The organism is Corynebacterium sp. HMSC062E11, assembly GCF_001811845.1.
In the GTDB taxonomy this organism is placed as follows: domain Bacteria; phylum Actinomycetota; class Actinomycetes; order Mycobacteriales; family Mycobacteriaceae; genus Corynebacterium; species Corynebacterium hesseae.
Map to the genome: position 1 here is coordinate 166,808 of NZ_KV806774.1, position 22,837 is coordinate 189,644.

The 22,837-nt window shown below is 59.9% G+C and carries 22 protein-coding genes and 1 pseudogene; 13 read left to right on the forward strand and 10 right to left on the reverse strand.

From position 1 onward, the window contains the following. Window positions 1–34 precede the first annotated feature (34 nt). Window positions 35–223: a hypothetical protein gene (locus HMPREF2822_RS00760; RefSeq protein ID WP_070519735.1), complete on the forward strand. Its 189-nt coding sequence runs from the start codon at window positions 35–37 to the stop codon at window positions 221–223. A 135-nt stretch (window positions 224–358) separates the two neighbouring features. Here HMPREF2822_RS00760 and HMPREF2822_RS00765 read toward each other — a convergent pair whose 3' ends face one another. Then, window positions 359–2,083 carry a CYTH and CHAD domain-containing protein gene (locus HMPREF2822_RS00765; protein WP_070519737.1) on the reverse strand — a complete coding sequence of 575 codons (1,725 nt, stop codon included), beginning with the start codon at window positions 2,081–2,083 and terminating at the stop codon, window positions 359–361. Between the two features lie 110 nt (window positions 2,084–2,193). Next, window positions 2,194–3,105 carry a DUF2786 domain-containing protein gene (locus HMPREF2822_RS00770; RefSeq protein ID WP_232755528.1) on the reverse strand — a complete coding sequence of 304 codons (912 nt, stop codon included), beginning with the start codon at window positions 3,103–3,105 and terminating at the stop codon, window positions 2,194–2,196. A 366-nt stretch (window positions 3,106–3,471) separates the two neighbouring features. Here HMPREF2822_RS00770 and HMPREF2822_RS00775 point away from each other — a divergent pair, with 366 nt between their 5' ends. The 4 genes from HMPREF2822_RS00775 (at window position 3,472) to HMPREF2822_RS00790 (ending at window position 8,834) form a co-directional block, all read left to right on the forward strand. After that, window positions 3,472–4,809 carry a glutamine synthetase family protein gene (locus HMPREF2822_RS00775; RefSeq protein WP_070519741.1) on the forward strand — a complete coding sequence of 446 codons (1,338 nt, stop codon included), beginning with the start codon at window positions 3,472–3,474 and terminating at the stop codon, window positions 4,807–4,809. 7 nt (window positions 4,810–4,816) lie between these two features. Then, window positions 4,817–7,876 (forward strand): bifunctional [glutamine synthetase] adenylyltransferase/[glutamine synthetase]-adenylyl-L-tyrosine phosphorylase, encoded by a 3,060-nt coding sequence (locus HMPREF2822_RS00780; RefSeq protein WP_070519743.1) that lies wholly within the window; start codon window positions 4,817–4,819, stop codon window positions 7,874–7,876. A 174-nt stretch (window positions 7,877–8,050) separates the two neighbouring features. After that, on the forward strand, window positions 8,051–8,368 hold the full coding sequence (locus HMPREF2822_RS00785) for a hypothetical protein (RefSeq protein ID WP_070519746.1): 318 nt from the start codon (window positions 8,051–8,053) through the stop codon (window positions 8,366–8,368). 34 nt (window positions 8,369–8,402) lie between these two features. Further along, complete coding sequence (locus HMPREF2822_RS00790) at window positions 8,403–8,834, forward strand: hypothetical protein (RefSeq protein WP_227485674.1); 432 nt, start codon at window positions 8,403–8,405, stop codon at window positions 8,832–8,834. Window positions 8,835–8,996: 162 nt separating this feature from the next. Here HMPREF2822_RS00790 and HMPREF2822_RS13790 read toward each other — a convergent pair whose 3' ends face one another. Next, on the reverse strand, window positions 8,997–9,128 hold the full coding sequence (locus HMPREF2822_RS13790) for a hypothetical protein (protein ID WP_255362876.1): 132 nt from the start codon (window positions 9,126–9,128) through the stop codon (window positions 8,997–8,999). 15 nt (window positions 9,129–9,143) lie between these two features. Beyond that, window positions 9,144–10,445, reverse strand: coding sequence for an MFS transporter (locus HMPREF2822_RS00795; RefSeq protein WP_070519750.1), 1,302 nt, complete (start codon window positions 10,443–10,445; stop codon window positions 9,144–9,146). A gap of 38 nt (window positions 10,446–10,483) precedes the next feature. Between HMPREF2822_RS00795 and thrC the strand changes: the two genes are divergently transcribed. The 5 genes from thrC (at window position 10,484) to HMPREF2822_RS00815 (ending at window position 14,187) form a co-directional block, all read left to right on the forward strand. Beyond that, the gene (gene thrC / locus HMPREF2822_RS00800; RefSeq protein ID WP_070519752.1) at window positions 10,484–11,929 is read left to right on the forward strand and encodes a threonine synthase; all 1,446 of its coding nucleotides are present in this window, start codon (window positions 10,484–10,486) and stop codon (window positions 11,927–11,929) included. A 4-nt stretch (window positions 11,930–11,933) separates the two neighbouring features. Then, the gene (locus HMPREF2822_RS13440) at window positions 11,934–12,086 is read left to right on the forward strand and encodes a hypothetical protein (protein WP_167595809.1); all 153 of its coding nucleotides are present in this window, start codon (window positions 11,934–11,936) and stop codon (window positions 12,084–12,086) included. A 61-nt stretch (window positions 12,087–12,147) separates the two neighbouring features. Next, entirely contained in the window at window positions 12,148–12,927 is a 780-nt protein-coding gene (locus HMPREF2822_RS00805) for a trypsin-like serine protease (RefSeq protein WP_232755529.1), read from the forward strand. Between the two features lie 17 nt (window positions 12,928–12,944). Beyond that, window positions 12,945–13,475, forward strand: coding sequence for an NUDIX hydrolase (locus tag HMPREF2822_RS00810; RefSeq protein WP_070519754.1), 531 nt, complete (start codon window positions 12,945–12,947; stop codon window positions 13,473–13,475). Between the two features lie 130 nt (window positions 13,476–13,605). Next, the gene (locus tag HMPREF2822_RS00815) at window positions 13,606–14,187 is read left to right on the forward strand and encodes an META domain-containing protein (RefSeq protein ID WP_232755530.1); all 582 of its coding nucleotides are present in this window, start codon (window positions 13,606–13,608) and stop codon (window positions 14,185–14,187) included. 35 nt (window positions 14,188–14,222) lie between these two features. On the opposite strand, the gene HMPREF2822_RS00820 is transcribed toward HMPREF2822_RS00815, so the two are convergent. Continuing rightward, window positions 14,223–15,182, reverse strand: coding sequence for a TDT family transporter (locus tag HMPREF2822_RS00820; RefSeq protein WP_083299150.1), 960 nt, complete (start codon window positions 15,180–15,182; stop codon window positions 14,223–14,225). Between the two features lie 148 nt (window positions 15,183–15,330). Further along, window positions 15,331–15,474, reverse strand: a complete 144-nt coding sequence (locus HMPREF2822_RS13265) for a hypothetical protein (protein WP_158011570.1) — start codon at window positions 15,472–15,474, stop codon at window positions 15,331–15,333. 438 nt (window positions 15,475–15,912) lie between these two features. On the opposite strand from HMPREF2822_RS13265, the gene HMPREF2822_RS00825 reads away from it, so the two are divergent. Together HMPREF2822_RS00825 and HMPREF2822_RS00830 are read left to right on the forward strand one after the other, a co-directional pair. Beyond that, window positions 15,913–17,070 (forward strand): EcsC family protein, encoded by a 1,158-nt coding sequence (locus HMPREF2822_RS00825; protein ID WP_070519761.1) that lies wholly within the window; start codon window positions 15,913–15,915, stop codon window positions 17,068–17,070. A gap of 197 nt (window positions 17,071–17,267) precedes the next feature. Beyond that, a pseudogene (locus tag HMPREF2822_RS00830) lies at window positions 17,268–17,588 on the forward strand (transposase); the annotation flags it as partial. Window positions 17,589–17,861: 273 nt separating this feature from the next. On the opposite strand, the gene glnA reads toward HMPREF2822_RS00830, so the two are convergent. Then, window positions 17,862–19,295 (reverse strand): type I glutamate--ammonia ligase, encoded by a 1,434-nt coding sequence (gene glnA, locus HMPREF2822_RS00835; protein ID WP_070519765.1) that lies wholly within the window; start codon window positions 19,293–19,295, stop codon window positions 17,862–17,864. Between the two features lie 128 nt (window positions 19,296–19,423). Between glnA and HMPREF2822_RS00840 the strand changes: the two genes are divergently transcribed. Then, window positions 19,424–19,858: an RDD family protein gene (locus tag HMPREF2822_RS00840; protein ID WP_070520142.1), complete on the forward strand. Its 435-nt coding sequence runs from the start codon at window positions 19,424–19,426 to the stop codon at window positions 19,856–19,858. 131 nt (window positions 19,859–19,989) lie between these two features. Here HMPREF2822_RS00840 and HMPREF2822_RS00845 read toward each other — a convergent pair whose 3' ends face one another. The 3 genes from HMPREF2822_RS00845 to lipB form a co-directional block, all read right to left on the reverse strand. Beyond that, window positions 19,990–20,775: a DUF4191 domain-containing protein gene (locus tag HMPREF2822_RS00845; RefSeq protein WP_070519767.1), complete on the reverse strand. Its 786-nt coding sequence runs from the start codon at window positions 20,773–20,775 to the stop codon at window positions 19,990–19,992. Between the two features lie 42 nt (window positions 20,776–20,817). Then, window positions 20,818–21,891, reverse strand: coding sequence for a lipoyl synthase (gene lipA, locus HMPREF2822_RS00850; RefSeq protein WP_070519769.1), 1,074 nt, complete (start codon window positions 21,889–21,891; stop codon window positions 20,818–20,820). 109 nt (window positions 21,892–22,000) lie between these two features. Next, a complete protein-coding gene (lipB, locus tag HMPREF2822_RS00855; protein WP_070519771.1) occupies window positions 22,001–22,807 on the reverse strand; it encodes a lipoyl(octanoyl) transferase LipB in 807 nt (268 codons plus the stop codon). Window positions 22,808–22,837: the final 30 nt, after the last annotated feature.

A 22,837-nucleotide genomic window follows, 5' to 3' on the forward strand; every position in this document is an offset into this window, starting at 1 on the left:
CACTGATTACTTGCCCGACAGAACGGAGAAAACTATGGCTGAGGCTGACAACAAGTGGTTCTACGACCCGTCTACCGGTGAGGTATCCCAGGGAAAGGTGTCCGGCTGGGAGAACCGCATGGGCCCCTACAATTCCCGCGAGGAAGCCGAGCGCGCTATTGAAATCGCGCAAGCCCGCACCGCCGCGGCTGATGCTGAGGATGCCGCCGAAGACGATAACTAGGCGATAGCTAAACGTCTCATGGCCGGCCATGAGGCGGATGCGAAAAGCTCGGGCCCACACCACCGCAAGCAGGCGATGGTGTGGGCCGTTGTGGTGACTGCACAACTACACAGCCACGCAGGATGAGCCGGCGGCTTAGCGCAGCTTCTTGCGCAGCGGCTTAAACGCGGACTTGATGGCTTTAAAGCTGTCCGAGTAGGCGTTGAGTGCTTCCAACCCGATGACGCGCTCGCGCTGGTAGAGCAGACCATAGCCGAAGGTATCCTCGCCACGCCGGCGTGCGGTTTCTGCCAATTCGAGCAACTTATCGCGAGATGTCACGGAATCCTGGAAGTCTCCCAAGACAGATTGCATCTGCTTGCAGGCCTTGTAGAGGTTCTTGGTCTTTAGCGTGGTGGCTGAACCAGCGGCCTCAGCTGCATAGCGCAGTTTCTTTGCGGCCTTGCGCATATCGTGGAAGTACTCTTCACGCTCATGCAGCGTCAGCTCGGTGTTATCCCAGTTGGAGATAGCCTTCTTGTGGCGCTTGACCAGCTTGTCATAGGCCTGCTTGAGGTGCAGCGCCATCACCGTGTCAAGATCGTGGGACTCTTCTTCATCACGTTTGGCGTGCTTCGGCGCATAGTCCTTCGCTGCCTCCTGCTGCTCAGATAGTTCAGCGGAAGCTGTGGCAGCGGAATCAGATTCCACCGCACCGTTGTCCCCGGCGCTGGTGTCTTCGTCAACCGAAGCATCCTCGGCGGCGACTGGCGGGTTGGAAAGGAATGCGTCGAGCGCATCGAGCAGAGCCAGGTACTGGTCAGAATCGAGAGCGGCGATGACACGACGATGCGCGCGGCGGTAAGCGCGGCCCATATCGTGTGCGATGTGTTCGCGGGTGGCTTCATCAAGCACATCGGAGTCCTCCGATGCGAGGAGATTCTGCCAGCGTTCTTCCACAACTTCGGCGTCACGAGCAACGCCAAGCATGGCAGCAAGCTCCTTGAGATCGCACTCTAAGCGTTTGATCTCCGGGCCCACGACAATGCCGTGGAAGGTTTGAAGGTGGCTGCGCAATTCGCGGGTAGCAACGCGCATTTGGTGCACGGAATCCCACTCATCACGGCGTACTCGCGGATCAAACTCGACGAGCTTATCCCGATTAGCTCGCAGTGCCTCCACGACTGCCGCCGCGGGGGAGCCGGGCTCCACGTTAGACGTTGCGAGTGCTGGGGGAAGCTCGACATTGTTGATGGACTGCCCCAATGCTGACTTCAGCTTGGACGGTGAGGAGGAAACCCGCGCGCCAGAACTGATCAACAGGGAGGTGGCATGACGCAGTAGCGCGCTGCCCTCCTTCGTACCGGGCAGTTCTCCTGCGAGCTCTACTTCCCACTCGCGCCATGTGCTCTGAGAGCCACCTGGTAGGAAAGAGAATGCGGTGACATGGTCATCGCAGAACTCAGCGACAGGCTGCTCGTCCGTGTTTACCAGGAGCAATTCGGTGCGGTTGTTGTCCACTTGTGCAATGGGTTCAAGCGGGTGGTTACGGATCACCGAACGAACCTGGTGGAGGAGTTCGGCCGGGACTTCGTACTTGCCGTCGACGGGTTCACCGAGTTCGGCTCGGATTTCGGTACGACCTTCCGCGCCGGGAATTTTGATATGCCAGCCATCGTCATTTCCACCGGTGCGGCGCCGCAGCGTGATCTTCGCGTGGGTAAGGCGGAGATCCTCAGTGTCGTAGTAAATCGCCGACAACGAGTGGTGGCGAGTTTCTGCGACTCGGGCTACCTCATCGAGGCGGGCGAGATCTGGTACCGGGGTGGTTTCATCCACGGCGAACTTGGCTTCGATTTCAAGAAACGTCTTTGGAGACATGTACACACCTTCGTCGGGGAGCGAAATGATAAAAGAAGAGGTATAAAACCTCTGCACTGCCTTCTAGGTTACCTGGCTAATAGTGCAAATGTGCCAACCCTTGCTGGTCCTTAACCGGTGAGTTGGCGGCGCCCACCCAGGCCCGAGGAATCACCACCCAAGTGAGAATTCTCCGCGGCAGTTGTACCTGCGGACATCCCTGCATGGTTCCTCATTGCTAAGGAGATGGTTCGCGAATCAGGGAAGAGGTGATCAGCTAAAGCTTCTGCCTTATGTCTGCGCACTTCCACCGCTGATAAAGAACGCTGTGCGAGGGCTACGTCGTCTTTCCTTTTGGCGTTGCTACCCGCAGCCGAGTCTGCCTGTTTCTCGTCGTGAGGCGCCATTGAGGCGTTCGCTTCCTCCAAAAGCTCCCCAATACGGGTGGCGTAGGCCAAAATGAAGCTTCGGCGAAACGACGCCACATTGCCGAGTAATCGCGCGTTGTCGGCTGCCTCCCCATGGGTCATGTGCCATTCGCACTGCCGCAGGAGAGAAGCGAACAGGTCGCTGACATGATCAATGTCCGCCTCGGCGCCAAAGACGGTGATGATTCCCTTGGGGTGAAGCTTGAGGACGGTGCATCCATTTCGATCCGCGATGACGCTAAGAAGCGTGGTCTTGTGGTTGATATAGGGCGCGCTGATACGGATGCGTGTGGACATCACCGTGTCCGGGGATTCGGCGAGTGCCTCATCGAGGCGGTGCCGTTGTTGAAGGCTCTGTGCTTTGGCAATGAGCGCACTGGCTTCCTCTTTATAAGGAGTGGATTCAGCCTTTCGCAGAAGTTGGGTGATCTTGTTGCGGATCCGGTTCTCTTTGCTGTCTTGGCTTGCCCGAGAACTAGTTTTCTCTGCTGCGAGCACGTCAACGTCACGCAGCGGGGGCAGAGCGGAAGTAGCGTCAATGAGCCGTATGAGGTCATCGGTCGACATAGTCATCGAGTTAGGCGGGGAGACGCTCAACCATTCCTTGCGCAGCACAGTAGAACTAATCTGCGCGGGAATATGAGCAGCGGCACGATAAATAAGAGGGTGGCAAAAGCTGCCTAGGACGTGGAGTAAGTCCTTAGGTGACCATCCTTGACTGGCAGCTTGGCAAATGAGCTCGAGTCCTCGTGCGCTTAAGGTTCCGTGGTGGTTGTTCATAGCTGTTCCTGTTCCGTTTGTATGGGTACATATGTTCGGTTGTGGGGCCATTCAAGCACGTGAAGTTGACATCTGGCCTAAGAGTCGAAAAAATTTGCCCCCGAGATACTCTTGCCAACTGGGGCAATAGTTGGCGGGGCGGGGGGGCAAAAGATGCAACTCCCGCCGTTACCTTGGGCCCGCGGCGGTAGGGTTTAGAACATGAACAGCCAACACGAATTCGTCCTTCGTACAGTTGAAGAACGCGATATCCGCTTCATTCGCCTTTGGTTTACTGACATCTTGGGGGCGCTGAAATCGGTGGTAATGAGCCCTTCAGAGTTGGAATCTGCCTTCGAGGAAGGTGTTGGCTTCGATGGTTCCTCGGTGGAAGGGTTCTCCCGCATCTCAGAGGCAGACACCATCGCTATGCCCGACCCTTCAACCTTCCAAATCATGCCCTTTGACAAGGAAGAACCAGAGCTTCTTTCGGCGCGCATGTTCTGCGACATTACCCAGCCCGATGGGCAACCTTCTCTGGTGGACCCACGCCACATTCTGCGCCGTCAGGTTACTGAGGCTGCCAATGAAGGGTTTACGTGCAAGGCTTCTCCTGAGATTGAGTTTTATCTCTTGGAAGACGCCCGCGATATCAATACCCTGATTGCCACCGATAACGGAGGCTACTTCGACCAAGCCACGCACGATAACGCACCGAGTTTCCGGCGCCGGTCGATGTACGCGCTGGAATCCATGGGCATTGCCACGGAATTCAGCCATCATGAAACCTCACCTGGGCAGCAGGAAATCGACCTACGTCATGCCGACGTGCTGTCCATGGCGGACAACATCATGACTTTCCGCTACCTCATTAAAGAGGTTGCCTCCCAGCAAGGAGTGCACGCCACATTCATGCCGAAGCCATTTGAGCATCGCTCTGGCTCGGGCATGCACACGCACTTGAGCCTTTTCGAGGGAGATTCCAACGCTTTCCACGACCCCGACGATGAGATTTCACTTTCCAGTACGGGGCGGCAGTTTATCGCCGGCATCCTTGAACACGCTGTGGAAATGACCGCAATCACCAACCAGTGGACCAACTCCTACAAGCGCTTGATGTTTGGCAGCGAAGCCCCGGGATCAGTGACGTGGGGAATCTCCAACCGTTCGGCTTTGGTTCGAGTTCCTACCTATCGTCTTTCCAAAGAAATGTCGCGTCGCGTTGAAATCCGTTCACTAGATTCAGCGATGAACCCCTACCTGGGCTACGCGGTGTTGCTTGCCGCTGGCCTGCGTGGAATCAGGGAAGGTTATGAGCTTGGTGATCCCGCCGAGGATGACGTCCATCAGCTGACCCGTCGTGAGCGCCGCGCGATGGGGTACAAGGATCTGCCAAGCAGCTTGGACCAGGCGCTCCGTGAATTCGAGCGCTCTGAGTTTATGGCGGAAGTCCTAGGAGAGCACGTCTTTGAGTACTTCCTGCGCGCCAAGTGGGATGAGTGGCACGAGTATCAGCAGCAGATCACCGCATTCGAGTTGCGCAACAACCTGAATTTCTAGGAGAAGCATGCGTCCAGCATCTGTACCGTCCCCGGCAACTCTTGGCCTTACCCGGCCAACTGCTGCGGAGGACTTGTCCCGCCTTGGGTGGGATAATCCTGAGTCCCTTGAGCTGCTGTGGACCCTAGCCGCAGCCGGTGATCCCGATATGGCCCTCAATACGTTAATGAGGATCATCGAGTCAGCGCCTGAGATTGGCCCGGCGATGCGTGAAGACGAAACCTTCCGGGTACGGTTGATGGCCCTGTTGGGCGGCTCCTCGGCGTTTGGTGATCACCTTGCCGCCCACCCAGAGACCTGGCGCGAGCTACAGCGCCCGCTGCCGACTCCCACGGAAATGCTGCACACCTTGTTGGAAGAGGTAGGCGCGGAACCGGCAACGTACGCCGAGCCGCCCACTCGTCCTGATACCGCGAGCCCCGATCTGACCTCTCCCGGCACATACCGGGCGGCTCCTGGCGACCACAAAGCATCGCTCAAGGTGGCTTACCGAACGCTCATGATGCGCATCGCCGCTCATGACCTCGCAGGGACTTTCCATTCGCGCAAGGGACAGTCACGGCCGCAGCCGCGGGTGGGCTTCCGTGAAGTCACGCGGCTGACGACGGCCCTCGCTGACGCCTCCTTGACGGCAGCGCTCGCCGGTGCTGTCCGAGTGGTCTACGAGGATCAGCCACTCGATGCGCAGCTGGCAGTCATCGCGATGGGCAAGTGCGGTGCGGGCGAGTTGAACTACATCTCCGACGTGGACGTGATCTTCGTGGGCTCGGAGGCAACGCCACGGATCACCCGTCTCGCGTCAGAATTCAATCGAATCGGCTCGGCGTGCTTCTTTGAGGTCGACGCCAACCTGCGCCCGGAAGGCAAGTCTGGTGCACTAGTCCGAACACTGGATTCGCACGTGGCCTACTACAAGCGGTGGGCGGAAACGTGGGAATTCCAAGCCCAACTAAAGGCGCGGCCGCAGACCGGCTACCTGCCCTTGGGCACGGACTATCTCGACCAGATTGGGCCCATGGTGTGGACTGCATCGCAGAGGGAATCCTTCGTGGAAGACGTCCAGGCTATGCGCCGTCGAGTGCTGGACAACGTCCCGGAGGATATGCGCCTTCGCGAACTCAAACTCGGTGAGGGCGGTTTGCGGGACGTGGAATTTGCCGTCCAACTGTTGCAATTGGTTCATGGCCGCTCAGATGAATCGCTGCGCACGCTGGCGACGGTCGATGCCCTCGCAGCGCTCGTGCGCGCCGGGTATGTCGGACGCGAAGATGGCACCCAGCTCATCGAGGCCTATGAGTTTCTTCGCTTGCTCGAGCACCGCCTTCAGTTGGAGCGCTTCCGCCGTACCCACACATTGCCGGAAAAAGATGACCTCAAGGCGCTGACGTGGCTGGCCATCAATTCAGGATTTCACCCACAGGGGCATCAATCAGCAGCGGATCGGATGAACGCCCACCTGCGGAAAATTCGCCTGCTCATCTCTGAGCTGCACTCGCGCTTGTTCTACCGCCCGCTGTTGAATTCCGTGGCGTCGATGTCTGCGGATGAGCTCAAATTGTCGCGAGAAGCAGCGCTTTTGCAGCTGGCAGCACTTGGCTATCGCCACCCGGATCGCGCCTTCGAGCACCTCACCTCCCTGGCGGCTGGGCAGTCACGCAAGGCCCGTATCCAGGCCATCCTGCTGCCGACCTTGATGGAGTGGCTCTCAAACACGGCCGATCCAGACATGGGCCTGCTGAATTATCGCAAGCTGTCTGAGGCGGCCTACGACCGAACGTGGTTCCTGCGCATGCTTCGTGACGAAGGCGTTGTCGGCCAGCGCCTCATGAAGATATTGGGCACCTCGCCATTTACATCGGAGCTCATTATCCGCGCGCCGGACGTCGTTAAGCAGCTCTCCGATGGCGCGGCAGGGCCCAAGCTATTGGAAACCAAACCGGCGCAAGTTTCCTCCGCCTTGATTAATTCCACCAAGCGTCACGCGGACCCTGACAAAGCCGTGTCGGTAGCCCGAGCCCTTCGCCGCGCGGAGCTGGCGCGGATCGCTGCCGCGGATCTGCTGGGATTTTTGCCGGTCCAGCAGGTGTGCTTTGAGCTGTCCACCATCTGGAATGCAGTGCTGGAAGCCGCGCTGCGCGCCGAAGTCAGGGCCTGGAGGCTGGAGAACGATGACGCCGAACCACCAGCCCGCATCGCCGTGATTGGAATGGGGCGGCTCGGCGGCATGGAGCTGGGCTTTGGCTCGGACGCCGATGTCATCGTGGTGGCCGAGCCAACCGAAGACAATGCCGAAGAGGAAGCCCTGCCGTGGGCAATTGGCATTATCGAGAAACTGCGCCGCCGCTTGGCAAAACCATCAGGGGATCCGCCCTTGGACGTTGATTTGGGCTTGCGACCAGAGGGTCGGTCGGGAGCAGTTGTGCGCTCGATCGAGTCCTATGAGCGTTATTACTCGCAGTGGGGCGAACCCTGGGAGATGCAGGCACTACTCCGCGCGGCTTTCGTGGCGGGGGACAAAGACGTCGGGCAACGTTTCCTCACCATGGTGGATGCCTTCCGCTATCCACCGCAGGGCGTAAGCGAGAAGACCATCCGCGATATCCGCAGAATGAAAGCGCGCGTTGATAACGAGCGTTTGCCGCGCGGCGCTGACCGCAATACCCATACCAAGCTGGGGCGCGGCGGGTTGACCGATATCGAATGGACCGTCCAGCTGCTGCAGATGATGCATGCTCACGACGTGCCGGCGCTCCATGATCCCTCCACACTGCGCGTCCTCGACGCCCTCGAAGAGAGCGAGGTCATTCCAGTCCAGCAAGTGCGGGAGCTGCGGGAGGCTTGGTTGTTGGCCACCGATGCCCGCAACGCCCTGGTACTGGTGCGTGGCAAGCGCGTGGACCAGCTTCCGGCACCGGGCCCCCAACTGGCGCAAGTGGCTGGTGCGGCCGGCTGGGAGCCCGAGCACAACCAACAATTCCTAGAGCACTACCTCAAAGTCACCCGGCACGCCCGGAAGGTAGTCGACGAGGTGTTTTGGGGTGAGACTGAGTCATTCGAGCACGATTAGTAGAGCACAGCGAGGGCAGGTGTGTATCCTCCCTGACCCGCACCCTGAGTTAACCCGGATCTATCCCTGAACTAAACGCACGCCCCTGTTCAATCAGGTGATAAGCCGTTAGCCTTAGACAGCAGTGAGCGGCACTTGCCCCGCGCCCTTCAAGGAGCCGAAAAGGAGAACACCATGAGCCTTAATCTTTCTCTCGACCTCAACGCTGCCACGCTTGCTGATCTCGATGCATTCTTATCCGCGGCCCGAGCCGCCGGGTGCGATCCCGCCGCCGCGCTGAGCGTGGAGGGGACGGTGATGCGGTTGGACGTCGACAAGCCCCGCGTTGTCCCTCCTGAGCCGAAGCCAGAGACCCCACGCCGCAGCAGCCTCGATCGCTCCGTCGCAGAGTCAACTATCCGGTCCATCATTGATGCGCTGTCCGAGCGCCTGGATTCGCCGCATCCCCCGCGCGGTACCTCTTTTGGGACCTTTGGCCCTGGCGCGGATTAAGCCGGCGGTGTGAGAAAAGTCTAAGGTTGTGGCCGTGAAGTCCAAGCAGTTTATCGCCGTGTGGGTCCTCGTTGTGATCGCTGTCATCACCGCCGTCGGCGCAGGCTGGTGGGCCACAGAGCGGCACCAGGTGCCGGAGGGCGCACTGACCGTGGAGCAGGTGGTCAACGGTGGCGTCCCACAGGATCAGTCGGTTGATGTTCAGCTCGACCCTGCTGAAAATGACCGCATTGTTTCGCTGGCAGAGGCACTGGGGATCCCGTCGGAATCGGTTCCTCGCGGCCTCTTGTCGGTGGCATCGGACAGGTACCGCTCCCGCCAGATCCTCGAGACTGATCTCAAGAAGGCCGTGGAGGCGGGTGCAATTACGAAAGATGATGCGAAGGGTGTGCTCGCCGCCTTTGACGCCGGGGTCGTCGCCCCGGTGGATGGCCCGATTCTCGTGGAATCGACCCCGGCCGAATAGCCCGATGAACTAGCCCGGCTGGGGTGCCGGCGCGAACACACAGGGACTGGCAGGTGATACGCAGTCAACGGGGATCTGCCTGGCAGCCGCGGATCTTAAGCTCACACGCACAGATAACGAATCGATAAAGGTTGGTGCGTTGAGGTGGAGAAACAACGAAAACTACGCGAGCTGCTCAGAACCGCCCTGGGGGTGAGCATTGCCGTCCTCGTTCCGATTGGCGGTGGGCTCGGGGTCTTCGAAGTGGCCAATTCGGTACCCCTTGAGGCGGCGTTCAGCGCCGCGGCCCTTCACTAGCCCAGCCCTGAACTAACCAACCTGCACGATGGTGACGTGCGGGCCGCCGTCCTCGCCGCGGCCGCGCAGGATGTGCGTGATGAGAACACCCACGATGCCAATGCACCACACGACAAAGACTGCCCAAGCAGCGAGCCGGAAGTCATGGAAGGGGTAGTCAGGCCCATTACCCAAGTGATCGAGAACCATGCCGACGAGCTGGGCGCCGATGACCGTGGCGATGAAGCCTCCCATATTGGCCAGGCCCGTCGCCGTGGCGACGACAGTGCGGTCGAGGTTTTCACGGACAATGTCGAAACCGTAATTTGCCACCGGTGTGCACAGGGCTACCAGGCTGATGAGGATGAACAGCGAGAGATAGCTGCCACCGAAGAGGAAGAACAAGGCCCACACCGCGCAGTGGGTAGCCACAAACCCTAAGGCGAGCCACGGGCGGAAACCGCTGGCCCTGGAGGAAAGCTTGCCGTGCAGTGGGCCGACGAGCACCATGCACACGCTAAACCACGTCAGGATCCAGCCGGCGCTAGTCTTAGAAAAATCCATGCCTGCAGTCATCAGCGGCACGCCCCATAGCATGACGAACACGTTGGTGGCCCCCAGGCCGATCCAGTGAATAAAGAATGCCTGCCAGGCTACGGGGGAACGGAAAACGGTGGATAACAGCGCTGCTGTGCTTTCCGGCTTCGCGTTAGGTTTTTCCTTCGGCTTGGGCACGATGCCGAGGGATTCTGGGGAATCAGCCACCGCCACCGCGGCCGCAACGGCGATGAGGATGCCCACCGCACCCAAGCTAACGAAGGCCATGGTCCACCCGCCCCAGCCCAGCAGCATGGCGAAAGGAAGGGCGGACAAGAACTGGCCCAGCTGCCCAAGCGACGAGGTGACCTGAGTGAACATGGGGGTGCGGTGCAGCGGGAACCAGTAGGGGAGAATACGCATCACGGAGAGGAAGGCGGTGGCATCGCCCGCGCCGATGAGCAGGCGGGCGGCGATGGCTACCCAATAATTGCTGGTGAAGCCAAGGAGTACCTGACCCACGCCCATGATGACGGAACCAATGACGAGCAGGCGCCGCGGCCCGAACTTATCGATGAGCATCCCGGTAGGGATCTGCGCCAGCGAATAGATACCCAATTGCACAGCGGTGAACACGGCAATGCGGGAGGCGTCGACCTCGAAGCGATCGATGGCTTCGAGGCCCGCCACGCCAAATGACGTGCGGCCGGTCATCGCCACGATATAGACCAACACCGCAGCCACCCACACAGAGAGAGCCTTCGTGGTAATTACATTGCGTGGATGAGGAACCGACATGGCTGATACTTTACGCGTCACCAACTAAGATGCAGGGGGTGAAGTACATTTCGACCCGCGATACCGACCGCCAGCCCGCCTCCTTCACGGATATCCTCCTTGGAGGTCTGGCCCCTGATGGCGGCCTCTACCTGCCGGAAACTTACCCCCGCATCGATGACGCCACCCTGACTAACTGGCGCCAGACCTTGGCGGAGGACGGCTACGCGGCCTTGGCCGCGGAGGTGCTCAAGCTCTTCGTGGATGATATTCCCGCAGAAGACCTCGAAGGAATTGCCCAGCGCGCCTATACCTACCCCAAGTTTGACCACGAGGAGATCGTCCCCGTCAGCGAACTGGGGGAGGGCCTGTACATTGGTCACCTCTCTGAAGGGCCGACGGCCGCCTTCAAGGACATGGCCATGCAGATGTTGGGCGAGCTCTTCGAATACGAGTTGGCCCGCCGCGGCGAAACCCTCAACATTCTGGGCGCCACCTCCGGCGATACCGGGTCCTCGGCGGAGTACGCCATGCGCGGGCGCAAGGGCATCCGCGTCTTCATGCTGACCCCGGCCGGACGCATGACGCCCTTCCAGCAGGCCCAGATGTTCGGCCTGGATGACCCGAATATCTGCAACATCGCTCTGGACGGCGTGTTTGATGATTGCCAGGACGTGGTCAAGGCGGTATCGGCCGACGCCAACTTCAAGGCCGAGAACCGCATCGGTGCGGTGAACTCCATTAACTGGGCCCGCCTCATGGCGCAGGTGGTGTACTACATCAACTGCTACCTCAAGGTCACTACGGAAAACACCGAAAAGGTCTCCTTCAGCGTGCCCACCGGCAACTTCGGCGATATCTGTGCCGGCCACATCGCTCGCCAGATGGGGCTGCCCATCGACCGCCTCATCGTCGCGACTAACGAAAACGACGTGCTCGATGAGTTCTTCCGCACCGGCAGCTACCGCCCGCGCTCCTCGGAGCAGACGTACAAGACGTCCTCGCCGTCGATGGATATTTCCCGCGCCTCGAACTTCGAGCGCTTCGCCTTTGACCTGCTGGGCCGCGATGCCGCACAAATCAAGGATCTGTTTGGCACGAAGGTGAAGGAAGGCGGGTTCAACGTCGACAAGCAGGCGCTCGACGCTGCCCGCGCCGAGTACGGTTTCCTGTCCGGTTCCTCCACCCACGCGGACCGCCTCGCCACCATTAAGGATGTCCACGAGCGCTACAACGTGCTGGTGGATCCGCACACTGCCGACGGCATCAAGGTTGCCCGCGCAGTCAAGGATGAGTACGGCGTTGACACTCCCATCGTGTGCCTAGAAACCGCGCTTCCGGTGAAATTCGCGGAGACCATCGCGGAAGCCATCGGCAGCGAACCGGAGGTGCCGGAGCGTTTCGCCGGAATCCTGGAAGCCGAGCGCCACGTCACGGATCTGCCCAACGATGCGGCGGCGGTGAAGGATTACATCACGCAATACATCAAGACCACGGAGGTTTAAGCCAATGGCACAGGAACAATTCTCGGGCCCGGAGTATTTCACCGAGTTTGACCCAGAGAAGTTCATCCGTGACATGAAGCAGGTTGCTGAGATGGAGAAGGAAAACAAGGATCACAAGGCGGACCCGGGTGAGGCTGCATCCGCTCAGGAGGACTAGGCCTTACCTTCTGGTGGTGCTCAGCGCGACTGCGCTGGCAGTGGGTGGATGCTCAATGCCTATGGGGGTTGACCCCGTTCCCGAAGCTGCCTCGAGCACGTCCGAGTACACCACTATGACGCCGGCCCCGCCGCAGACGCATACGCCCGATGCCTCCCCGGTGCCGCCGGGCGCGGCGCTCGACATCTCTGCTATGCAGCCCGTTCCCGGCGAAGCCTTTGACTTCAACCTCTGCACGGTGGCGTGGAGCTTCGTGCTTGACGACGCCCGTACCATCGCCGTCACCGCCTCCCATTGCGGTGAGCCAGGGGATATGGTGTGGGCGGGCGCTGCGGATGGGGAATTCGTGTACCCAGCGGAGCCCGTCGGCACCATCATCTATTCCGATCTCAGCTCACCTGACACACACCAGCTCGACTTCGCTTTGGTGGAGATCACGCGGCAGGCGGAGTTTTATGTCCCGCAGGACATGCCTACCAGCGTGGTCGCTGCGGGGCAGGAGGAGCTTCCGGATGAGGTGTGCAAGCTGGGGCGCATCACAGGAGAGACGTGCGGACCGCTAATACATGGAGAAAGCCACGGGAAACTTCAGTTTGGCGACCGAACGGTGGACACCGTCTCGGCGAGTGCCCGAGTCTGTTCCACGCATGGTGATTCCGGGGCACCGGTCTTTGGCGCGCCGGGCAGCCCCTTTGAAGGCGTGATCGTCGGGGTTCTGTCGGGGACGACGGAAGCCGCGGCAAGCAGTCAAGGCTGCGCCGACGGGTCGCCGGCGGAGATGTCCTTTACCGCTGCCTCCGACATCGAGGCACTCCTGCCGGAGATTCTGGAGCGGGTTTAGGCGCTAATATTAAACCCATGCCGACTCCTGATTTTATTGTGTCCCTGCGTGAGAAAATCGGTCACGAGCAGCTCTTCCTTCCCAGCGTGACCGCGGTTATCGTGCGGGCGGTTCCTACCGGTTCTGCGATATGGGAGCTGCCTTCAGTGCTGCTGGCCCAACGAGCCGATAACGGCACGTGGGCTCCCATCTCCGGTATTTGTGAGCCTGGCGAGGAAGTCACGACGACCGCGTTGCGTGAGCTCAAGGAAGAGGTGGGGCTCGACGGCCGTATCGAAGCGCTCCTCGGTGTCGGTCAGGTGGGCCCAGTGGTCTGTCCCAATGGGGATCAGTGCATGTTCATGGACACCTCCATCCGTGTCTCCGTTCCGGATGATGCGGAGCCGGTCGTCTCCGACGAAGAGAACCTTGCCGCGCAGTGGTTCTCGGTGGCGCAGATGCCGACGTCCGTCAGCGCGCGCCACCGCATGATCATCGGGGATGCCGTGGCGCAGATGAAACACCCGCAGGGCTTCCGTCCGCGGATGGGCTACGTTAAGCGCAGCTAAAAGTCCAGTTCAAAGGTATTTTCTTTGAGGTTTGTCCGTGGGCTGGGAATCGTTGGAGTTACCGCAAAGTATCATCAGAAACGCATGAAGTGGGTTGATGTTGCCGGCGGTGCTCGATAGCTTCGGGGTCATGATTTCACGCACACTGAAGAAAGTAACCACTGCAACTGCGTTCGTCGCCCTCGCGGGCGGCGTCCTGGGTGCCGGTACTGCCGGTGCGCAGGAACCATCCTCCGCTGACTCCGTGAAGTCCAGCCAGATTCAGGAGCTGAGCTCGCGCCTGTTCGGTGACTCCTTCTCCTCCTCGAAGGATTCGGAAGCACCGGAAGGTTCTGGCTTGATTGAGAAGTATGAAGACATCGACGGTCTGCAGGAGAAGCTGCCGGCTGATGAGGCCCAGAAGGTTCTCAACGGCACCTTCACCGCCAAGAAGAACCCGGCGATTTCCGTGACCTTCAATGAGGATGGAACTCTAACCTACGATGACGGCTGCAACTCTGGTGGCGGCAGCTACAAGCTGGATCAGACCGATGCCATCGTGGTGGAGAACCTGAACTCCACGATGCGTGCCTGCGCCCCGGATGAGATGGCTGATGCCGATGCGCTCAACACCATCCTCACCGCAAAGCCAGTCGTTATCCCCGTGGAGGGCAACACCTTCGCGCTGGGCAGCCAGGGCCAGGCCATTCAGTTCACCAAGGCTGAAAACTAAAGCCTGTTAAGCACCTGACAGCGTGCACTGCGGAGCTAGTTCGAGATTGGGCTAGCTCCGCTTCGCTGTGCGCGCCGTCCTTCGATGAGCCAGCTAATGAAACGGCAGGAGCAAGCAGACCAGTGCGCGACGAGGAGCAACGGGATGCTGAGCGCGATGACGTCGAGAAGCTCCGAGCCATTCACTAGGGCTACCTGGTGCCCGCCCATGCTGACTGTCCCGGGCGGGAAGGTGCAGGCCCACCATGCGGGCGAGTAGTCCACCCAGCGAGCCACATTGGGGTAGAAGGTGATCATGGCATAGAGCGCGAGGGGGACGGCGATCACCATAGCGGTCAGCCCGTAATAGACGGAAACATGACCGGGGTAGAGGATCTGCATCGCGGTGGTGGATTGGCCCACCACGCCCAGCGGAACCCAGGCGGTAGCTGAGTTGGCCCCGGAGAGATTTACCTTGCCGTGCCAAGCGGCCCAATACACGCGGATGAAGGTGGGGACCGCGGTAGAGATCGACATGACGAAAAGAATGGTGCCCATGACGTGGTAGGCATGTCCGTAGTCGAGGGCAAGGAAGCCAGCCACGGAGGATGAAATCATGGGACCAACCAGCGGCAGACCCCAGGTAAAGCGCGGTTCACCGTCGAAGCGGGTGAGCTGAATAGCCCACGTGATGACGGTGACGGGTCCGCCGATCCAAAAGCCGACGAGGCGGAAGGTTCCGATATCCGTCAACCCGGACAGCGCTGCGCCGAGCGCCAGGATGCCGATGAAATACATGGACCATTCAGCCATCGAGGTTCGCGCGAAGCTGGGCTGGCGGTATAGCGCAAAGCCAACCGTCAGCACGAGGAGAATAATGCAGGATAGCGCTGCGAAAACGGCGGAGCCTGTCAGCATGCCCTCCTCAACGAGCAGCCGAGAGACGATGGAGGTACCCATGAGGCTGCCGCCCCACGCGGGGCCGGGCGGCGGTAAGTGGCGGAATCTAGTAGTCACGCGGTTAGCGTAGTTGTTTAGCTCGTGTCGTGCCCCATCGTCATGCCTGATAGAGCGGTGAATTTACTCCGATTTCGCCTGCTCAGTAAGCGGCCCCACATTCCTCAATGTCGCTCCACCAAGAAGTAGGGCGGCCGGTGAGCTGTATCTAGCACATTGCCTGCCGTAGGCCGTTGAAGTAGTAGTTGCCGTCGCCGCCTTGGTAGCACTCGGTCGAGTTGGAGGGCCACATGCTTTGCGCCTGGGAGCAGTCCATGAATCCACCATAGGGGCCAAAGGTTGCCCACTCCATGCTGGGCGCTTTCTGCTGCGGTGCGGCAGGTGCCGGAGCTGGTGCTGTTGCTGGTTTGCTGCTGCTGTTGTTCGCGTTGCGCGCTGGCTTGTTCGGGCCTAACTCCCGACGTGTCTACTATCCGGGGGCAGGCCCCACAGTGGAGTAGCCGCTTCCCGGCCGTCCGCGCAAGTCTAATTCGGTCAACGCCGAGTTAGGCTTTTGGCGTTTTCTCCCGTTTGCGAACTGCTTTTGTCCCATCACAGACACAAAAGCCTAAGCCGGATTGAAGCGAATTGGATTTCTGCGAATCTCTCCGAGTTACTTCCGCACTCCCGCATCGATTTCGCCCTAGGGCGGAAGAAACCAGTGCTGAGAGGTACCTCTTACTTTGTAGCTGCAAACCATGGCGTTGCAGTAACATTTGGTCCACATTCCCTGATTACGAAAGGCTGTCTCATGTCACAGCAACCCGACGATTTATCTCTTGAACTGACCGATGACATTCTCGATGGCGAACTTGTTGAAGAATCGCTCGAGGGAGTCGAAGTCCCCACTGAGCTTGAGGACGTACAAGACCTAGAGACAATGACCGCCGAGCAGGACGCAGCGGCGCAAAAATTCGCCATGGATTTTCTCAAGAAAATCATCCGTCTTCGCGGGGTGCGCATCGATCGCGAAAAATTCCTTGCGCAAGAGCTACGCAAGGTCGGTGTATCCAATGACGTCATTTCACAGGCTCTGAGAAGCACGCCAATACATGCTGAATTAACCTTGGCGCAGCTGGATTCAATTGCAGATTCGACCATTAGCTTTGAGACCACCAAGTCCGCAGCGATTTCTTTCACGGCGGGCCTGCCAGGCGGCCTAGCAATGGCCGCCACCGTTCCTGGCGACATCACTCAGTTCTATGTGCACGCATTCCGCGTGATGCAAAAGCTCGCCTATCTGTACGGCTGGCAGGATCTGCTTGGCGACATGGATGAAGCTGATGATGAAACCGTTGGCAAGCTCGCCGTTTTCTTGGGTGTGATGATGGGCGTGGGTGGCGCCGCGAATAGCCTCATTGCATTCTCAAAACAAGTCGCTCGCCCCGCGATTCAGAAGCAGATTTCTCAAAAAGCTCTGACCAAGACCGCCTGGTTCCCAGTGGTTAAGCAAACCCTCAGGCTCGTGGGTGTCAAGGTCACCAAAGACTCCTTCGCGAAGACAGTCACAAAGGTAATCCCCTTGCTGGGCGGTGCGCTCTCCGGCACGATGACCTTTGCAACCTTGCGGACGCAGTCGCAGCGTCTCAAGGATCACCTGCGCGAACTGCCGCCCCCGGGTGTCGACGGCGCAGAATATCTCGCCATGGTCACGGTGGCCAACGACATCGCCGAACGGTCAGGGTCGACGCGACTCGCGGACTTGGGCTCCTCTGTCAAAGGCGTGTCTGAAAGTGCACTCGGATTAGCTGGAAGCGCGGCTGTAAGTGCACGGGATATCGCAGGCACAGCTGCTCAGGCAACCAAAGAGCAGCTCGGCAGCCTTGGGAGCAATGCTACGGGGCTCGCGAAAGGGCTTCGTGGCCGATTTGCGAAAAACAAAGATACAGACGAGGACTCCACTACATAACTAATTGCCGATGCGCCTGCCAGGGCATTTGCTTCTAATTTAGGAATTTGGTGGGTTGCGTCCCTTAGTGTGGTGTATCTGTGCCCCGGTGATGTCGGTGCCGTGAACGAATGCGGCGACCATCGCGGGTACCTTTCGAATCAACTTCTACCTATCCTCGAAAGGAAGTCCACCGCGATGGCCGCTGCCCCTATCATATCGACCCGACTGCCTATCTCGAAGAACTGCTGCCCCAAGTCTCCCCAGACTTAATGCGCCAAATGCTTGGCGATTTCATCAATCAGATCCTCTCTGCCCAAGCCGATAGCGTCTGCGGTGCTGATTACGCCACCATGTCCGATACTCGCACTAATTCCCGCAACGGCTACCGTCACCGACAACTCGATACCAGGGTGGGCTCTATCGGCATAGCCGTCCCGAAGCTGCGCCGTGGTTCCTTCTTCCCCGACTGGCTTCTTGAACGACGCACCCGCACCGAACGGGCCCTGACTACAGTTATCGCAACGTGCTACCTCAAAAGGGGTCTGGAGAGTAAAGAGAGCGCCCTTTCACACGCGAGGAAAAACGCGCACAAAGAGCTGAGAGATCAGGATGAATATACCCCTTGAAGCGTGCCAGAGTTGCGTGTTTTCGTGAGCTGGGAAGCGCTTTCGGTGTAGGCCGGATCCCGCAGAAATCCCGCACAATTCTGAAAGGCGGATGCTTTCGCCCATTTTCATTGAAATCTGCGGGCATGAAAAAGCCCTGACCTGGGAAAGTAATTTCTCAGATCAGGGCGATTCTGCCAGAAATTAGCAGTCGTAGTACATCTCAAATTCCTGCGGAGTCGGACGCAGGCGGACCGGCGCAATCTCGTTCTCGCGCTTGTAGTTGATGTAGGTCTCGATGAGGTCCTCGGAGAAGACATCGCCCTCGGTGAGGAAGTCGTTGTCTTCCTCGAGTGCTGCGATGGAGGCCTCCAGGGAGGTCGGTGCCTGCGGGATGGAGGCGGCCTCTGCCGGCGGCAGCTCGTAGAGGTCCTTGTCCACCGGAGCGTGCGGCTCGATGCGATTCTTGATGCCGTCGAGGCCCGCCATCATCATGGCAGCGAAACCGAAGTAGGGGTTGCCGGACGGATCCGGCGCGCGGAACTCGATGCGCTTGGCCTTCGGGTTGGAGCCGGTAATCGGGATGCGGATGGCAGCCGAGCGGTTGCGCTGCGAGTACACCAGGTTAATCGGCGCCTCGAAGCCCGGAACCAGGCGGTGGTAGGAGTTTAGGGTGGGGTTCGTGAACGCCAGCACAGCCGGTGCGTGGGCCAGGATGCCGCCGATGTAGTAGCGAGCCATGTCGGACAGGCCAGCGTAGCCAGCCTCATCGTGGAAGAGCGGCTTGCCGTCCTGCCACAGGGACATGTGGGCGTGCATACCGGAACCATTATCGCCAGCCAGCGGCTTCGGCATGAAGGTTACGGACTTACCAAACTGCTCAGCGGTGTTCTTGATGATGTACTTAAAGGTCTGAATATCATCAGCCGCGTGCAGCAGGGAGTTGAAGCGGTAGTTAATCTCGTTCTGACCGCTGCCCACCTCGTGGTGGAAGCGCTCGATGGTGAAACCAGCTTTCTGCAGCTGCTCCACCATGGCATCGCGGACTTCGCCGTGCTTGTCGACGGGTGCCGTCGGGAAGTAGCCGCCCTTCACGCGAGTCTTAAAGCCGGTGTTCGGGGTGCCGTCGAAGTTGGTCTCAGAGCCGCGGTTCCACCAGCCCTCGTCGGTATCAACCTCGTAGAAGCCGTTGTGGACATCGGTGCCGTAGCGAACGGAGTCGAAGATGTAGAACTCAGCTTCAGCGCCGAAGTTACAGGTATCCGCGATGCCGGTGGAGGAGAGGTATTCCTCGGCCTTGCGGGCGATGTTGCGCGGGTCGCGGCTAAAGGGCTCCAGAGTAAACGGGTCGTGGACGAAGAACTTGATGTTCAGGGTCTTCGCGGTGCGGAAGGGATCCACGAAGGCAGTCTTCGGATCCGGCAACAGCGTCATATCGGACTCATCGATGGTGGTGAATCCGCGGATGGAAGAGCCATCGAAGGCGAGGCCGTCGGCGGCTGCGTCTTCAGTAAATTCCTCGGCCGGAATAGAGAAGTGGTGCTCGGTGCCGGGGACGTCCGTAAAGCGGATGTCAACGAACTTGACGTCCTCTTCCTTGATGAATGTGATGACGTCCTGGATTGTCTCAAAGGACACGGTGGTCTCCTGTTGGTTGACGTGTAGTACTCCCGACTAGTTTACAGGTATTGGCTGCATCACTGGGACGCGTGGGCACCTGAAGGCAAAATTTCTGCTCGGGATGGACGGCGGCTAGATTGGTGGGCATGGCAGATAACAACGATGGCATCGGGTCGGGGCAGTGGCCTGGGCAGGCATTGGGCTTGCCCAAGGAAGGGCCAGGTGCCCTGGCGTCGGTAATGCGGCGTACGTTCGGCGTGTTAATTGACTGGATTTTGGCCATGATCATTGCCAACGTTCTCGAGCTCTTCACCGACAATCTGGGCGGTCCCGCCTTCTTGGGTTATGCAGTGTGGGTAGTCATGGGCATCGTCTGCGGGTGGCTGTTCGCCCGCACCCCGGGAATGGCGTTGCTCGGTATGGGCGTGGCGCGCCTCGACGTGCCGGGCACTTCCGTCGGCCTGTGGCGTGCAGTGGTCCGTACCTTGCTGACCGCCGTGCTGTTTCCCGCAGCGATGGTCGATGCCGACGGCCGCGGCCTCCACGACCGCGCCACCGGCACCGCCGTCATCATGGCCTAAGGCTGTTGGGACCAGCGATAAAGCTGCTGGGGTGCGTGAGGCAACAAGGCCGGGAGGCTTCGAAGGCAACGTAAACCAGGGTCCCTTCCGAACTCTCGGAAGGGACCCTGGTTGTGCTTGGAGCTAGTGGCTTATTTGCCGCCCTTGCGCTCCTGCATGCGGCGCATACGGCGGTTCATGCCCGCCATGTTCTGAGCCTGGCGGGGCATCGGGCCCTTGGGCAGACCAGGGGTGGTGCCCGGCAGATCATCCATGGCCTCGATACGGCGAATGTTGTCGTAGGTTTCGTTCTTGTTGTAGTTGCGCGGCAGCTTCATAATGTGGCTGCGCAGCTTAGACACGGGAACCTCGTCCTCGCCATTGCCCACGAAGACCTCGTACACCGGCACGCCGCCGGCCATGCGGTCCACGCGCTTCTTCAAGCGGTTAAGAGTAGGGCCGACGCGCTTGCGGTCGCCCTCGACGACGAAGATGACGCCGGAGTTGCCGATAACGCGGTGGATAAGGTCCTGCTGGCGGGTAGCGGCCACACCAGTCTTGACCTTCCACACCACACCGACGGTGTTGCGCAGCTGCTGCTCCAAAGCCCAGCCGGCGGCGCCAGGCTGATCCTCCACCTTCTTGTACATATCGCGCTCGAGGCGGCGGGTAAACAGGAACATGGCCAGGATGGCGCCGATGCCCAAGCCCAGGATGAGCATGAACCACTCGCCGTTGAAGAGCATGCCGATTAGGAAGAAGAGCAAGCCCATGCCCAAGAATGCAGCCAGCATGATGGGGATGAGTGCCTTGTCCTGCTTGCGCTGCATGTTGAACGCTTGCCACATTTGTGACCAGTTTTGCTTGCGCTGGGCGCGCTTGGCCGCGCGCTCCTGCTTCTTCGCTTCCTTCAGCGATGCCTTGTCGTCGTTAGCCATGGCTCCTACTTTAGAGGTCAGAGGGTCAAAAAGAGAATCGAACTAGCGAATAGTGGACGCCGCAGAGTTCGGGTTCGCTGCACCAGCCGGGGTCTTAACCATACGCGTGGTCACCGGAGTCTCCTCGGAGGGGCCGTACTTCTCCAGAAGCGTGGAGGCCTCCTGGGCGGTAGCACCCTGGGAAGTCTCAGCCAAGTGCTTCAGGTTCTCCGGAAGCTCGAGGCCGCGGGCCTCCATGGCCTGCACGTAGAGGCGGCCAGCGCGGTAGGAGGAGCGCACCAGCGGACCGGACATGACGCCGCCGAAGCCGAGCTCCTTGGCAAGCTTGGAGTGCTCCACAAACTCCTCTGGGCGCACCCAGCGCTCGATGGGGTGGAAGCGGGGACCGGGGCGCAGGTATTGGGTAATCGTGATGATGTCGCAGCCCACCTCGCGGAGATCGCGAAGGGCTTCCTCGATCTCCTCGGCGGTTTCACCCATGCCCAGGATGAGGTTGGACTTGGTGATCAAACCGAAGTCGTGGGCCTGGCGGATGACGTCGAGTGAACGCTCATAGCGGAAGGCCGGGCGGATGCGCTTGAAGATGCGCGGCACCGTCTCCAGGTTGTGGGCGAAGACCTCAGGGCGGGCTTCAAAAACCTCTTGGAGCAAATCCGGCTTACCGGAGAAGTCCGGGGTGAGGTTCTCCACGCCGGTATTGGGGTTGAGCTCATGAATCTTGCGCACAACCTCGGCGTAGAGCCAGGCACCCTCGTCGGGCAGATCATCGCGGGTCACGCCGGTGATGGTGGTGTAGTTGAGATCCATCTCCTGGATGTTCTCGGCCACGCGGCGCGGCTCGTCGCGGTCCAATTCCTCCGGCTTGCCGGTGGCGATATCGCAGAAATCGCAGCGGCGGGTGCACTTGTCACCGCCGATGAGGAAGGTGGCCTCGCGCGATTCCCAACACTCGTGGATATTGGGGCAGCCGGCCTCCTGGCACACGGTGTGTAGGGAAGCTCCGGATACGCGGGATTTCATGTCCTCATAACCCGGTCCGGTGCGAACCTGGTTGCGGATCCAGCGTGGCTTCTGTTCGATGGGCGACTCCGCATTTTTCTTCTCAATGCGGAGCATCTTGCGTCCTTCAGGCTTAACAGTCACGGAACCTCACTTTACGCGTTAGAGTTAGCTCTTCCTAATACAAGTCCTGTACGAGCCGGGTTTATTCCACCGAGGGGAGCTTCTATTTTCCTGCAGCTGCTTTGCGGGCTTGGCGGGCCTTCTCGTTAGCCACCTTGATGGGGTCAGGCGCCGAAGCAAAGGTGTGGTCGGCCACGGTGAGTTCGCCGGAGAGGGCTTTGAGGAGGGCGTCGAGAAGCGGCGCTTCCGCTTCTTGAATGGTGACCTCGCGGCCAAGCTCCAGCGAGAGCGTGGACACGTCGGCATCGTCGATACCGCAGGCCACGATGTGCTCGTAGTACTCCAAGGTGTTGGTGCAGTTGAGCGCTAGGCCGTGCATGGTTACCCCGCGGGTAACGCGGATGCCTAGCGCCCCCAGCTTGCGGTCGCGCCTCGGAGCGGCCGGGTCGGCGGCGCGGGTGGTGGACGGAACCCACACGCCAGAGCGGCCGTCGATGCGCCCGGCGGTGCTCACTCCAAGTTCACGGACGGCCTGGATGATGGCTTCCTCGAGGCGGCGGACATAGTCAACGACGTCGACCGGCTCGGCCAGTTTAATGATGGGGTAGACAACCAGCTGGCCCTCGCCGTGCCAGGTGATACGTCCGCCGCGGTCAACGTCAATGACCGGCAGGCCGTTATCGGGCATATCCTCCGGCTGCGTGCGCTTGCCGGCGGTATAGACGTTGGGGTGCTCAACCACGAGGATGACATCACCCTGCGTGCCCGCCGCCCGCGCTGCGGCAAGCTCGGCCTGGAGATCCCAGGCCTCTTGGTAGTCCATGCGGCCCAAGCGGCGGATCTCCAGTGGCTCGTCGGAAGCGCGAATAGAGCGGTTGGCGGGAAAGAAAGGTTCACGGGGAGCAGTCATGGATACCCATGCTAGTCCCCGCGAAGATTC